Annotated in this window: 12 protein-coding genes; 4 read left to right on the top strand and 8 right to left on the bottom strand. The window is 70.2% G+C overall.

Annotation, left to right across the window (positions count from 1 at the left end; all coding sequences use genetic code 11):
• Positions 1-19: 19 nt before the first annotated feature.
• Complete coding sequence (locus tag CV755_RS11795) at positions 20-940, top strand: aldo/keto reductase (protein WP_109280205.1); 921 nt, start codon at positions 20-22, stop codon at positions 938-940.
• Positions 941-956: 16 nt separating this feature from the next.
• Here CV755_RS11795 and CV755_RS11790 read toward each other — a convergent pair whose 3' ends face one another.
• The 8 genes from CV755_RS11790 to CV755_RS11755 all read right to left on the bottom strand — a co-directional run bounded on the left by CV755_RS11790 (position 957) and on the right by CV755_RS11755 (position 9787).
• Positions 957-1409, bottom strand: a complete 453-nt coding sequence (locus tag CV755_RS11790) for a cytidine deaminase (RefSeq protein WP_109280161.1) — start codon at positions 1407-1409, stop codon at positions 957-959.
• Positions 1410-1460: 51 nt separating this feature from the next.
• Positions 1461-2546, bottom strand: coding sequence for a branched-chain amino acid aminotransferase (locus CV755_RS11785; protein WP_109280160.1), 1086 nt, complete (start codon positions 2544-2546; stop codon positions 1461-1463).
• A 327-nt stretch (positions 2547-2873) separates the two neighbouring features.
• Positions 2874-4031, bottom strand: a complete 1158-nt coding sequence (locus CV755_RS11780) for an N-acetylglucosamine kinase (protein ID WP_109280159.1) — start codon at positions 4029-4031, stop codon at positions 2874-2876.
• A 4-nt stretch (positions 4032-4035) separates the two neighbouring features.
• Positions 4036-5328 (bottom strand): 6-phospho-beta-glucosidase, encoded by a 1293-nt coding sequence (locus tag CV755_RS11775; protein ID WP_161968668.1) that lies wholly within the window; start codon positions 5326-5328, stop codon positions 4036-4038.
• An 8-nt stretch (positions 5329-5336) separates the two neighbouring features.
• Positions 5337-6227 (bottom strand): carbohydrate ABC transporter permease, encoded by an 891-nt coding sequence (locus CV755_RS11770; RefSeq protein ID WP_109280157.1) that lies wholly within the window; start codon positions 6225-6227, stop codon positions 5337-5339.
• A 3-nt stretch (positions 6228-6230) separates the two neighbouring features.
• Entirely contained in the window at positions 6231-7187 is a 957-nt protein-coding gene (locus CV755_RS11765; RefSeq protein WP_109280156.1) for a carbohydrate ABC transporter permease, read from the bottom strand.
• A gap of 8 nt (positions 7188-7195) precedes the next feature.
• On the bottom strand, positions 7196-8524 hold the full coding sequence (locus CV755_RS11760) for an extracellular solute-binding protein (RefSeq protein ID WP_109280155.1): 1329 nt from the start codon (positions 8522-8524) through the stop codon (positions 7196-7198).
• A 78-nt stretch (positions 8525-8602) separates the two neighbouring features.
• Positions 8603-9787 carry an ROK family transcriptional regulator gene (locus CV755_RS11755; protein WP_109280154.1) on the bottom strand — a complete coding sequence of 395 codons (1185 nt, stop codon included), beginning with the start codon at positions 9785-9787 and terminating at the stop codon, positions 8603-8605.
• A 325-nt stretch (positions 9788-10112) separates the two neighbouring features.
• On the opposite strand from CV755_RS11755, the gene CV755_RS11750 reads away from it, so the two are divergent.
• From CV755_RS11750 to CV755_RS11740, 3 genes are all read left to right on the top strand, one after another.
• Positions 10113-10940, top strand: coding sequence for a chitosanase (locus CV755_RS11750; RefSeq protein ID WP_109280153.1), 828 nt, complete (start codon positions 10113-10115; stop codon positions 10938-10940).
• 340 nt (positions 10941-11280) lie between these two features.
• Positions 11281-11688 carry a hypothetical protein gene (locus CV755_RS11745; RefSeq protein WP_109280152.1) on the top strand — a complete coding sequence of 136 codons (408 nt, stop codon included), beginning with the start codon at positions 11281-11283 and terminating at the stop codon, positions 11686-11688.
• Between the two features lie 26 nt (positions 11689-11714).
• On the top strand, positions 11715-12101 hold the full coding sequence (locus CV755_RS11740; RefSeq protein ID WP_241561140.1) for a (2Fe-2S) ferredoxin domain-containing protein: 387 nt from the start codon (positions 11715-11717) through the stop codon (positions 12099-12101).
• Positions 12102-12135 lie beyond the last annotated feature (34 nt).

Raw genomic sequence — 12135 nt, 5'->3', positions numbered from 1 at the left:
CCGGGGCCAGCATGCCCATATGACCTCACAAACGATCAACGCGGCGGCATCCGGCACTTGGCGACTGGGCGACCTGACGGTCAACCGCCTTGGTTTCGGCGCCATGCGCCTGCCGCAGCACGGGCCGGCCTTCGCCCCCGGCGCCATGCCCAGCGACCGCGACCGGGCTATCGGCGTACTGCGCCGGGCCGTTGAGCTCGGTGTCAACCACATCGACACCGCCGCCTTCTACTTCTCCTCGCTGCGCTCCGCCAATGAGCTGATCAATCGCGCCCTGGCCCCCTACCCGGAGGACCTGGTGATCGCCACCAAGGTGGGTCCGGGGCGGGACGCTTCGGGACAATGGACGGACCACGCCACCCCGGCGCAGCTGCGCGGCCAGGTGGAGGAGAACCTGCGGCAGCTGGGCCGCGACCACCTGGACCTGGTCAACCTCCGTATCCTCGGCGACGCTTCCCTCGCCGAGCGCTTCGAGGCCCTGGCCGAACTGCGCCAGGCCGGGCTCATCCGCCACCTCGGCATCTCCAATGTCCAGCCGCACCATCTCGCCGAGGCCCAGGCCATCGCACCGGTGGTCTGTGTACAGAACCTCTACGGCCTCGGGGTGCGCCCGGAGCAGGACGGGTTTGTCCGCACCTGCGGTGAACAGGGCGTCGCTTTTGTCCCCTTCTACTCAATCTCCGCCAAGGGCCGCGAGGCGGGGGTGAGCGGTGCCGAGGAGAGCCCGGAGGTGCTCTCCGTGGCCCGCGCCCATGGGGTGAGCGCGGCACAGGTCCGGGTGGCCTGGACACTGCACCGCGGTCCGCATGTCCTGGCCATCCCCGGCACCGGCGACCCGGACCACCTGACCGAGAACGTGGCCGCCGGCGCCCTCCGGCTCACCGAGGAGGATCTGACGGTGCTGGAGTCCTGGCACCAGCGTTCCGGATCCACCGGCTGAGCAGCAACCAGCCTGCTCAGCACGGCGGTTGGGGGTCGTCGGCCGTGTAGGGCCAGACGTCTTCCGGGAAGACCCGTGCGAACCAGTGGGGCTGGACGTCCCGCAGCCGCAGGGTGCGCCAGCGGCGCGGGTCGGCGGGCTCGGGCACCGCGACCTCCACATCGGGGCCGTGGGCGAAGAGCCGCTCCTGGCAGACGCCGCAGGGGGCCAGGATCCAGTACCCGCGACCGCCGTCGGCGGCGGTCACGCACACCGATGCCACCACCCGCCGCCCCAGCTTGAAGGCTTCGCAGATGGCGCCGGTCTCATGACACAGGCGGACCGCGTTGTTGGGCACCTCCGGCGCCGTGCTGGTGAGGATCGTCCCATCGTCCAGCCGCAGCGCGGCGGCCCCGCACCAGTCCTGGCCGGGGAAGCGAGCACGCGCCAGCTCTGTCGCCGCGTCCACAAGTTCTTGATCAACTGCCATGCCGGGAACGGTACTCCGGGGGAACGCAGCCCAGGCAAGCGGCAGGTTACCTCAGAGCACTCGTCGCAGCCACCCGTGTTTGTCCTCCGCGCGCCCGTACTGGAGGTCCAGTACGGTCCGGCGGATGGCCATGGTCTGCTCCCCCGGGCTGCCGTCGCCGATGGTGAACTCATAGCCCTCGCCCTTGAAGCCGGTGATCGGGGTGACCACGGCGGCCGTACCCGCGGCGAAGACCTCGGTGATGGTGCCGTCCGCGGCGCCGGAGCGCAGTTCCTCCAGGGTGACCGTCCGCTCCTCGGGGGTCAGGCCCAGGCCGGGGGCCAGGGCCAGGATGGTGTCCCGGGTGACGCCTTCCAGGATGGTGCCGAGCTCGGGGGTGAGAAGCCTGCCGTCGGAGGTGACCAGGCAGAGATTCATCGTGCCGGACTCCTCCAGCTTGCCCTCGCCCTCGCTGTCCAGGTACATCACCTGGTCACAGCCCTGTTCCGCGGCCTCGATCTGGGCGGCCAGGCTGCCCGCGTAGTTGCCCCCGCACTTGGCCGCCCCGGTGCCGCCCCTGGCCGCCCGGGTGTAGCGGGTGGTCACCCAGAGGGTGACCCCGGTGACCCCGGAGGGGAAGTAGGGGCCGGCCGGGCCGGCGATGACCGCATAGGTCACCTCGGCGGCCGGACGCACCCCCAGGAACGCCTCCGAGGCGAACATAAAGGGCCGCAGATACAGGCTCTCCTCGCCGCCCGCGGCGGGGACCCAGGGCTCATCGGCGCGGACCAGCTCCATCACGCCGGCCAGGAAGTCCTCTTCCGGCAGCTCGGGGAGGGCCAGCCGCCGGGCGGAACGGGCGAAGCGCCGGGCGTTGGCCTCCGGGCGGAACAGCCAGACGCTGCCATCGGCGTGGCGGTAGGCCTTCAGGCCCTCGAAGATCTCCTGTGCATAGTGCAGGACGGCGGCACTGGGGTGCAGGGTGAAGGGCTCCAGCGGCCTGATCCTGCGGTCCTGCCAGCCGTCGGCGGCCGTCCATACCGCCGAGGCCATATGGTCGGTGAAATACCGGCCGAAACCCGGCTCGGCGAGGATCGCCGCCCGCTCGGCTTCGGGCACCGGACGGGTGGTCCGGGTCAGAGAGAAGCCCGTGCTCATTGCCAACTCCTAACGCCCCTGCGGCCGTTCCGCGCGGGCAGCCACTGCCCGCCGGGGCCGTTCCGTCATGTTATTCGCCGTCCGCCGAGGAAGACCCCTATAAGGGCCCGCCCGGGAGCGAGCCGCCGGAATGCCAGGATGGGCGGCGGACCCCGGAACGGGCGGACCCGTACCACGACACACCGGGAGCTTCCCCGTGCCGAGGTCCGGGCAGGCCCCGCGCCGGGAGCCTCACCCCGGCAGCCGGGGGTTCACCCGCGTACATCGGCTGGTTCCCCGACCGGGAACGCCCGGGCGCGGAGTACCGGACGCCATCCGTACGCCACATCAGGGTCCCGCCGGCGGTGTGCACGCCCCATGCGGGCGTGCTGCGCCGGACGCGGCCCAAGGGGGCGCAGTCGCAGGCCCGTTGAGGGGCGGCTGAGCGGACGGTGCGATGGCCGGAGTGCTCGGTGCCGGGCCGGCCGAAACCGGCGGATCCGCTTCGTCGCCGGTCGGGTACGCCGCGCGGAGCCGCCGGTGGGCGGCCGGGGCCGCGCCCAGGTGGTCAAGGCCGAGAAGTGCGGCACCGAGGACCGGGGGCGCGGTGACGATCCGGGGTGTGGCCAGGGGCGCGGCCAGGGCGAGCCGGGCCATCAGGTTGTCGGTCAGCACCGGCCGGCGGGCCGCCAGTACACCGCCGCCGAGGATCAGCGGTACCGGTTCCTCCAACAGTCCCAGCCGCCGCAGGGCCACCACCGCGAGGCGGGTGATCTCGTCGGCCTGGCGGTCGATGAGGTGAAGGGCCGCAGGGTCGCCGGACTCCGCGGTGGCGAAGAGCACGGGGACGAGCTCATGCAGCCGCTCCTCGGACAACCGGCCCAAGTGCATCGCCTCCGCCACGGCGTTGGCCCCGGGCAGCCCGAAGTGCGCACCGATGGCGGCGGAGAGGGCGGTGGGCCCGTCGCGTCCGTCCTCGGCCCGGGCGGCGTGCCACATGGCTTCGGCCGCGAGCCCCCGGCCACCGCCCCAGTCACCGGTCAGCTTGCCAAGGGCGGGGAACCGGGCGGTACGGCCGTCCGGCAGCAGACCGGCGCAGTTGATTCCGGCGCCGCAGACCACCGCGACGCCGTACGGTCCGTCGGTGCCGGCCCGTAGCAGGCCGAAGGTGTCGTTGGTGACACCGGCGGTCAGCCCCCACGGCCGGGCCGTGATGGCGGCCTGCAACCGCCGTTCCTCCACCGGGAGATCGGCATTGGCCAGGCAGGCGCTGACCCGGGTGGTGAGCACCTGCCCGAGGGTGCGGCCGGCCCGTGCCGCGGCCGCGGCAACCAGCGGGGTCAGGCCCTCGACGGCCTCGTCGGCCCCATCGGGCCGCGGCCGGAATCCGCCGCCCCGGGCAGTGCCCAGGACGGTGCCGTCGAGCGCGATCAGGGCCACATCGGTCTTGCTGTTCCCGGCGTCGATGGCGAGGACGCCGGGGACCTGCTCGCGGTCCGGTTTCACCGGCTCACGCCCAGCTCAGATGGGCACGGTTATGGGCGATCAACCGGTCCGTCAGCCGCTCGGCGAGGTCCAGCTGGCCGACCAGCGGATGGGCGAGCAGTGCGTCGTGCACCCGGTTGCGTCCGCCCATGATGGCCGCGTCCAGGGCGAGTTGCTCATAGGCGGTGACATGGGCGATCAGTCCGGCGTACAGCGGCTCCACGGGGCGCTGCGGCAATGGACGGACCCCGGCGGAGCCCACCTCGGCGGGTACTTCGATGACCGCGTCATCGGGCAGGAAGGGCAGCACACCGTCGTTACGGGCGTTGACCACCTGCACGCCGGTGCCACTCCCGGCGCCGTTCCCCGTGCCGAGCAGGGCGGCGATCAGCTGTACGGCGGCCTCCGAGTAGAAGGCACCGCCGCGCTTGCCGAGGAGTCCGGGCTTGGTGTCGAGCTCCGGATCGGCGTACATCCTCAGCAACTCCGCCTCGATGGCGGCCACTTCGGAGGCACGGGAGCCTTTGGCCCTGAGTTCCTCCAGCACGATGTCGTGCTGGTAGAAGTAGCGCAGATAGTAGGAGGGGACGACACCCAGCCGCCGGAGCAGCCCCGGTGGCAGACGCAGATCGGCCGCGATCCGCTCCCCGAAGCGGGCCAGCAGCTCGGGCAGTACCTCGCGGCCGGCCGTACCGCCGGGGGCGTCGAGCAGGGTGACCCCGCGTTCCCAGGTGAGATGGTTGAGGCCGACATGGTCCAGCCGGATCAGCTCGGGTTGGACGCCCAGGTGTGCGGCGAACTTCCGCTGGAAGCCGATGGCCACATTGCACAGGCCGACGGCCCGGTGCCCGGCGGACAGCAGGGCGCGGGTGACGATGCCGACGGGGTTGGTGAAGTCCACGATCCAGGCGTCCGGGCTGACCCGGCGTACCTCCTCGGCGATGCCCAGGACGACCGGGACGGTGCGCAGCGCCTTGGCGAGCCCGCCGGCGCCGGTGGTCTCCTGTCCGATGCAGCCGCATGCCAGTGGCCAGGTCTCGTCCTCGTTGCGCGCCGCCTGGCCGCCGACCCGCAGTTGGAGCAGGACCGCGTCCGCGTCCCGGGCGCCGTCCGTGACCGAGGCGGTGGTGGTGACGGTGGCCGGGTGGCCCTGTTTGGCGAAGATCCGGCGGGCGAGGGCGGCGATGAGCTCCAGCCGTTCGGCGGCCGGGTCGATCAGTACCAGTTCGCCGACCGGGAGGGTGTCCCGCAGGCGTGCGAAGCCGTCGATGAGTTCCGGTGTATAGGTGGAGCCACCGCCGACGATGGCCAGTTTCAGTGCAGTCATCAGCCCTTGACCCCTGTCAGTGTCACGCCTTCGATGAAGGCCTTCTGGGCGAAGAAGAAGATGGTGATCACCGGGGCCATCACCAGCAGGGTGGCGGCCATGGTGAGGTTCCAGTCGGTGTGGTGGGCGCCTTTGAAGGACTCCAGGCCGTAACTGAGCGTCCAGGCGCCGGGGTTCTCGCTGGCGTAGATCTGTGGGCCGAAGTAGTCGTTCCAACAGTAGAAGAACTGGAACAGCGCGACGGCCGCGATGGCCGGTCTGGCCATCGGCAGTACGACCTTGAGCAGCGTTCTCAGTTCGCCGCAGCCGTCCATCCGGGCCGCTTCCAGATATTCACCGGGGATGGTCATCAGGAACTGCCGCAGCAGAAAGATGGAGAAGGCGTCACCAAAGGCCATGGGGATGATCAACGGCCAGAGGGTGCCGGTCAGATGGAACTGCTTGGCCCACACCAGATACATCGGGATCACGGTGACCTGCGGTGGCAGCATCATCATCGATATCACGGCCATCAGCGCCGTATTTCTGCCCCGGAAGCGGAACTTGGCCAGGGCGTAGGCGACGGGGAGGCTGGAGAGCAGGGTCAGCGCGGTGCCGGCCGCGGCGTAGAGCAGGGTGTTGCGCCACCAGGTGAGGAAGCCGGGGGTGTGCCAGACCCTGGCGTAGTTGCCCCAGTGCCACTCGGCCGGCCAGAGCTGGGAAGTGAGCGCCTGCCGGTCGGACATCACCGAGGTGAGGAAGACAAAGACAAAGGGCAGCAGGAAGAACAGCGCGGCGGCGATGGCCAGCGAGTGAATCCCCACCCAGCTCAGCACTGCCTTCCGGCGGGCCACCCGGGCTTGCGCGGAGCGCGCCGGGAGGGGCACCGAAAGGGCGGAAGTCGTGGTCATCGCTCATTCCCCCGACAGGAAGGCCGACTTGCGCCGCAGCAGCAGCGAGGTGAAGGCCATGGAAATGATGAACAGGATCACCGCGACCACACAGGCCGACCCGGTGTCGAAGCGCTGGAAGCCCAGGCTGTAGACCATCTGCGGCAGGGTCCAGGTGGAGCCATGCGGATAGCCGGGCTCAAAGGGCTGGCCGGAGCCGCCGATCACTCCGCTGGCGACCTTCCCGGCCACCATCGCCTGGGTATAGAACTGCATGGTCTGGATCACTCCGGTGACCACCGCGAACATCACAATGGGCGAGATATTCGGCAAGGTGACGTACCGGAACCGCTGCCAGGGGCCGGCGCCGTCCAGTTCGGCCGCCTCGTACTGCGCCCTGGGGACGTCCAGCAGCGCGGCCATGAAGATCACCATCAGGTCGCCGATGCCCCAGAGCGCGAGCATGGTCAGCGCGGGCTTGGACCAGTCGGGGTCGGTGAACCAGCCGGGCCGCGGCAGACCGAGGCCGCCCAGCAGATGATTGACCGGCCCGGTGCCCGGGTTGAGCAGAAAGGCGAAGGCCATGGTGGCGGCCACCGGCGGCGCCAGGTACGGCAGATAGAACACACTGCGGAAAAACCCCGCACCGGTCCTGACCTTGGTGACCAGCAGCCCGATGCCCAGGCCGAATACCACCCGCAGCGAGACCATCACCAGGACCAGCCACAGGGTATTGCCCAGCCCCTGCCAGAAGAACGGGTACTTGGTAAGGACATAGTCCCAGTTCTTCAGCCCGGTGAAAACCGGGGCCGTAAACCCGTCGTACTTCATGAAGGAGAAGTAGACGGTGGAGAGCAATGGGTAGGCGAAGAAGGTTCCGAAGCCGATCAGCCAGGGAGCGAGAAAGGCCAGGGTGCGAAGTGCCTCCCGGCGGTGCTTCCTGCGCAGCGCCGCCGGCGCCGGGGAGCGCAACAGCGCCATCGCGGGCCTCACTTCGCCTGGTCGATCGCCGCGTCGATCTCCTTGGCGGTGGCCGCCAGGCCCGCCTGGAGATCGGTCTTTCTCCCGGCCTCGAAGTCATAGCCGAAGTCCTGCAGGGAGATCTGGTAGGCGCCACCGTTGGGACTGGGCGGGGTGGTCGAGGAGTGCGGGTTCCCGGCGATGCCGATAAACGTCCGGAATTCCGGACCGGCGGCCAGCTCGGGCGAGTTGAGCGCGGCCTTGGTGCTCGGCACATTGTGCAGGGCGTTGGCGAGGCCCACCACCGCGTCCGTATCGCTGGTCAGGTACTTCACCAGCTCCCAGGCGGCGGTCCGTTTGCGGCTGGAGGCGGCGATGCCGATGACGGTCCCGGTCTGGTAGCCCCGGCCATAGGAGGCGGCCTGGTCGTCCGGCACCGGGAAGGGCGCGGTGGCCCAGTCGAAACCCACCTTGTCCCTGGCGAGCGAGGCGGTACGCCACTCACCGTCCAGGGCCATGGCCACCTGCCCGGTCTCGAAGGGGTTCTTGGCGCTGTACTCGTCCCCGAATCCGGCCCGGAACTTCTCCAGCTTCCGGAAACCCCCCAGCCTGGCAATGAGGTTCTTCTGCCAGCCGAACATTGCCGCCACCTTGGGGTCGGTGGCGATATCGGACTTGCCGTCCTTGGTGAAGTACGTGGCACCGTACTGCCCCAGGTAGTGCGCGGGCGAGGTCTCATAGCCGTGGTAATCGGGCATAAAGCCGAGCTGCCGGTAGCCGTCGCCACCGGGCACGGTCAGTTTCACCGCATCCGCATCGAACTCGCTGAGGGTCCTGGGCGGCGTGCTGATCCCGGCGGCTTTGAAGGCGGTCTTGTTGTAGTAGAGCCCATAGGCGTCACCGAGCAGCGGCAGTGCGCACTGGCTGTCCTGGAAGCGGCTGTAGGCGAGCATCACGGCCGGAAAGGTCCTGCCGGGGTCGATCCCGTCCTTCTTCAGCAGCGGATCGAGGTCGGTCCAGACCCGGGAGGAACAGAACTTGCCCACATTGTCGGTGGTGAAGGAGGAGATCACATCCGGCGCGTCCGGTCCGCCGGCCCGCAGCGCCTGTTCGCTCTTGTCGTCGGCGATATTGCCGACCACCTTGACATGGATATTCGGATGGCGCCGGTGGAAGGCGGCCACCTGGTCATTGATGGCCTTGACCTCATTGTCCTGGCTCCAGCCGTGCCAGAAGGTGATGGTGACCTCCTTGCCGGGGGCCGAATCGTCATTGCCGCCGGCGGAGTTCTGGCCGGTGCAGGCAGTGGCGAGGACAACGGCGAGGACGGCGAGCGTACGGAGCGTTCTGCTGGACATCTCAGGGCTCCCGGGGGGTGGGGGGCAGGAGGCACGGCCCGTTCGCTGGTGCCCCGCGGGCCGGCGTTCATGGGGGGATCAATGAGTGGAGAAGACGGCGTCCCTGGCGGTGACCAGGGCACGCTGCAGCGCCCCCTGGAGGACGGGGAAGCCGGGCACGGTGCTGGAACGCACCTCGGGCCGGGGCATCACCAGCTCCTGCAGCGCGCCCTGGATCAGTTGGCGCAGCCGCTCTCCGCCGGCGCCGGGCAACTCACCGGCGAGCACCAGCAGTTCGGGGTCCACCACGGAGACAATGGAGGCCAGCCCGAGCGCCAGCCGTCCGGCGAGTACGGCCAGGAACTCCTCGCCCGCGCCCGGCGTCCGAAGGGCCTTGGCGACGGCCCGTTCGGCGGTCCGGGCGCCCAGGCCGTACTGCCGCGCCAGGGCCAGCACGGCCGGGGAACCGGCGAGTTCCTGAAAACCGCCGGAGTTCTTCCGGCGGACTCCCCGCGGGACCGGCGCACCGGGCAGCGGCATATAGCCGACCTCGCCCGCTCCCCCGGTGAAACCGCGGTGCAGCCGGCCCGCGATCACGATCGCGGCGCCTATGCCCTCGCCGGCCCACAGCAGTACAAAATCCTCGCAGCCCTGGGCGGCACCCTGGGCCTGTTCCGCGACGGCGGCCAGATTGACATCGTTCTCGATGGACACCGGTGCGCCGATCGCGTCCTCCAACTCGGCCACCAGCCTGGGAGAGTGCCAGCCCGGCAGGTGCGCCGCATACCGCAGCCGGCCGGTGGCCGGGTCCAGCGCGCCCCCGATGCCCAGGACCACCTCGCGCAGCGCGCCCTGGGCGAGCCCGGCCCGCCGTACCGTCCCGGCGACGGCCTCGGCGACCTTGGTGACGGTGGCGGCGGCGCTCCAGCCCTTGGTCGGCACCCGTTGCTCGGCCAGGGTGGTGCCGGTGATGTCGGCCACCGCCACCCGGACTTCGGTACTGGTCACATCGAGCCCCGCGACATATCCGGCGGCCGGATTGACCTGGTAGAGCTGGGCGTTGGGCCCGGGTCCGCCGGCCGTGGTGCCGACCGCGACCACCAGCCCGGCCGCCTCCAGCCGGGCCAGCAGCTGGGAGGCGGTCGGCTTGGAGAGTCCGGTCAGGGTGCCTATCTGGGTGCGGGAGAGCGGACCGTTGGCGAGCAGCAGCTCAAGGGCGGCACGGTCATTGATGGCGCGCAGCAGGCTGGGGGTGCCGGGCAAGGGGATTCTGGTGGTGGCCATGTGCTGATCTCCGTCCCCCGGTGCCGCGGTTGAACCGCCGCCTGAACTCTTAGGAAAGTTTCCAGTTGTTTGAACGGGAAGGTAAGGGCCGGCCCGACGGGCTGTCAACGGTCCGACCCGGACTTCCGTGCTCGAGGGCCGCACAGCCCAACCAGTGTGGCTGGAGGGGCAGTTGATTGATGTTTACCGGCCATTGACCGGCCCGGCCGGAGCGCGTAGCTTCTTGGACCGTTAGGAAAGCTGCCTAACTGACCTCCCGGGCCGGCTCCCCGCCTGCGCGGAAATGGACGCCCCGCCGCCTTCACCCCTTGGTCAGGAGACCCCCATGCGCACTTCCCTGCCCTCCCGCCGCCTCGCCCTCGCGGGAACAGCCCTCACCACCGCTCTCGCCCTCTCCCTCGGCTCCCCCGCCTCCGCCGCGACCGCCGACGGCCTCACCCCCGAACAGCGCGTCCGGGCCGACCAGTTGATCAGCGTCTTCGAGAACGGCACCACCGAGATCCAGTACGACTACGCCGAGAACATCCATGACGGCCGCGGGGTCACCGCCGGCCGGGCCGGCTTCACCACCAATGACGGCGATGCCCTTCAGGTGGTCCAGGCCTACACCGACCGGGTCCCCGACAATCCGCTGGCCCGGTTCATCCCCGAGCTGCGGCGCCTGGCGGACACGGGCAGCGGTGACACCAGCGGTCTGCCCGAGGCCGACTACATAGCCGCCTGGAAGGCGGCCGCCGCCGACCCGGTCTTCCGCCAGGTGCAGGACGCCCAGGTGGATGCCCGCTACTTCAACCCGGCGATGCGGGACGCGGATCAGCTCGGCCTGAACACCGCCCTCGCCCGCGCCGAGCTCTATGACGCCTCCATCCAGCACGGCAACGGTTCGGAGTACGACGCCCTGCCCGCCCTGATCAGCCGCACCAACGCCAAGGCCGGCTCCCCGTCCTCGGCCGGCGAGAGCGCCTGGCTGGACGCCTTCTTCGACGTCCGCAAGGACGACCTCAACAACCCCGCCAATCCGGACACCGCCGATGAATGGCGCAAGTCGGTGGACCGGGTGGAGGCCGTCCGCCGCATCGCCCGGACCGGCAACTACAACCTGGACGGCCCCTTCACCGTCACCGTGTTCGGCAGCACGTACACCATCAATTAGCCGGGGGCATCCCGGAAGCGGCGCGGGCGGCCACACCATGGGCCCGTACCCGGCGTGCAGGCGCAACCGGTAGTTGTGCAGCCCGCCCGCACCCACGATGGGCAGCAATGCCCACCATGACGAGCCGAACTGGCGACATTCCTGGACAAACAGGACCTGAACCATGGCCCCCGGCACGGAGGTTGCCGACCGCGAGCCCCAGCCGTCGCCGTTTCCGGGCGGGTTCTCCCATTCGTGTGAACGTCACCGGCACCGGCCCGCTCACTCCTCCGGCTTCTCCTACTCTGGCGCCACGAGGCCATAAGTCCCAAAGGTCATAAGTCCCAGGGGAGAACCGCATATGCTCGGCAGGACCCTGCTCGCCGCCACGGCCCTCGTCGCCGCCTTCGCCATTCCGGCGGCCGCCCCGGAGGCCGACGCGGCCGTGCGCGACACCGTAACCCTGTCCAACAACGACAATGGACACACCGTCCATGCCCATTCCGGCGACCGGTTGAGCGTCCACCTCACCACGGTCCCGGGGAAGGGCGTCAAGTGGGTGTGGGACAAACCCACGGCTTCCTCGCCCTCGGTGCTCCAGCGGCTCGACGGCAGGGTCTTGGGGAATGGTGACGCCGTCGCCCACTTCCGGTCCGCCCACACCGGGCGGAGCGACATCACCGCCCACCGCCGCTGCGTGGTGACCAGCCCGGGACACCGCTGCCCGCAGCTCGTCCAGTCCTGGAAGGTGACCGTCGAGGTCCGCTGAAACGGGCCTTGCGTATGATCGCCCGGATGACCAGCAACCAGTCACCCGCCCCGTGCCGGATAACCGTGTGCCGCGGCTGCTGCTGCGGTGACCCTCGCAAGGTGCCCGGCGTGGATCACGCCGGGCAGATCCAGCGGCTCCGTACGGCCCTTGCCGGGGCCGCCCCGGTACGCGCCTCGGACTGCCTGGACGTCTGTGACCAGGCCAATGTGATGGTGATCCAGCCCTCCGCCGCCGGCCGGGCGGCCGGCGGCAGGCCGGTGTGGCTGGGCCTGGTCAACGATGACGCGGCGCTCGCCGACATCGCCGCCTGGGTACGCTCCGGCGGCCCCGGCCTGGCCGAGCCGCCGGGCGTGCTGGATCTCTATGAGTTCACGGTCTCCCGCCGGGTCGGCAAGGCCCTGGCGGACTAGCCCGCCGGGGAGCCCGCTCGGGGGAGCGCGGGGC

The organism is Streptomyces orinoci (assembly GCF_003121295.1).
Taxonomy (GTDB): Bacteria; Actinomycetota; Actinomycetes; order Streptomycetales; family Streptomycetaceae; genus Streptomyces; species Streptomyces orinoci.
This window is presented reverse-complemented; position numbering and strand designations above follow the sequence as displayed.